2 protein-coding genes are annotated in these 1544 nt (G+C 47.5%); both read right to left on the reverse strand.

Features of this window, described 5'->3' with window-relative positions; all coding sequences use genetic code 11:
* Nucleotides 1–176 precede the first annotated feature (176 nt).
* Nucleotides 177–1004, reverse strand: coding sequence for a 3'(2'),5'-bisphosphate nucleotidase CysQ (gene cysQ, locus R7P72_RS24140; RefSeq protein WP_318110847.1), 828 nt, complete (start codon nt 1002–1004; stop codon nt 177–179).
* Between the two features lie 40 nt (nt 1005–1044).
* A partial coding sequence (gene nudE / locus R7P72_RS24145) for an ADP compounds hydrolase NudE (protein WP_318110848.1) occupies nt 1045–1544 on the reverse strand: 500 nt, incomplete at its 5' end.

The following is a 1544-nucleotide window of genomic DNA, read 5'->3' on the forward strand; positions in this document are numbered from 1 at the left end:
AGCATATTGTTTAAGTGTTTGTATTTTAATGGAATTGTGTGGTTTTGTGCAGTTTAATTAGCTTTAGGTATATGGTAGGTCAAATACTGTTAAAGCTGCTCATGCGGGAAAAAGAAAAGGCCGTGAACGGAATTCACGGCCTAATGATACAAGTTGAGTTACGCAAGTATAAGTACTTAATCTTTGCGTTGCAGGATGTCATCCCAAGGCAAATTCGTATCGCCCAGCACGATAAAGTTCGGGTTCTCTAGCGTTTCCCGTTCGTTGTAAGACACAGGTTCGAGGTGAGTGCTGAGAATGCGTCCGCCGGCTTCTTCCACGATGCATTGCGTTGCTGCTGTATCCCATTCGCCAGTAGGGCCCAAACGTAAATAGCAATCGACCGCTCCTTCCGCCACCAAACACGCTTTTAGTGCTGCAGAACCGAGAGGAATTAAGTCGTAGTTCCAAGCGCTGCTCATGCGGCTGGTGATACGATTAATGTCTTGGCGACGGCTGATAGCAATGGCAATGTTTTGTCCTGCTTGTTCATGTTTGTGCGTGTGGATTTTCACGCTTTCAGACATGTCTGGGATTTTCCACGCACCTTTGCCGCTGTATGCGTAATACGTGACGCCAGAAACAGGCCTATACACCACGCCCATCGCTGGCTTGTTGTTGTCAATTAATGCAATGATGGTCGCAAAGTCGCCACTGCGTGCGATGAATTCTTGTGTGCCATCTAATGGGTCGACCAACCAATAACGCTGCCATTGTGCGCGCTGCTCTAAGCTGATGTCGGCGGCTTCTTCAGACAACACGGGGATGTCTGGTGTCAGTTCACTTAAACGTTCAGTGATGAGTTTGTGCGCGGCAATATCGGCGCTTGTGACCGGTGTTTCATCACTTTTGGTATACGCTTCATATTGCTTTTTCTCGTAGATATCGAGAATCATTTGTCCCGCACTGCGGGCAATTTCGATAACTTGAGGAAGCAGGTGAGATAGATCTTTTGTCATTGGCATAGGTGATAGTCCTTACTCACAATATTTTCGGTTTACACCATTATTGATTGTTGTTGTGAGTGGTGGTTGGTAAGTGTTTCAGTGCCAACATTAACGCCGTGATGCTTCGTGCTTCACAGAAGTCCAAATGCGTTAATAGCTCTTCTGCTTGTGCGAGTGGCCAGCGCACAATTTCTAACGGCTCTGGTTCGTCACCTTCTTGCTTTTCAGGGTACAGCGATTGACCTAGAAACAGCGTCATCTTGCTCGAAAAATAAGAAGGAGCAAGGATCACTTGTTTTAACGGGGTGAGTTCCTTACAACCAAAACCAATTTCTTCTTTTAGTTCGCGGTCAGCGGCCTGATGTGGCGTTTCACCGGGATCGATAAGACCTTTAGGAAAACCCAGTTCGTAACGCTCTGTACCAGCAGCGTATTCACGTACCAACAGTAAATCGCCCTGCTCGGTTACCGGTACAACCATTCCGGCATCGCGACCACTAGGCTTCATGCGCTCATAAGTGCGATGCTCGCCATTGGAGAAGCGAAGGTCGAGGGCTT

The sequence above is a fragment of the Vibrio sp. Vb0888 genome (genome assembly GCF_033338835.1).
GTDB lineage: Bacteria > Pseudomonadota > Gammaproteobacteria > Enterobacterales > Vibrionaceae > Vibrio > Vibrio alginolyticus.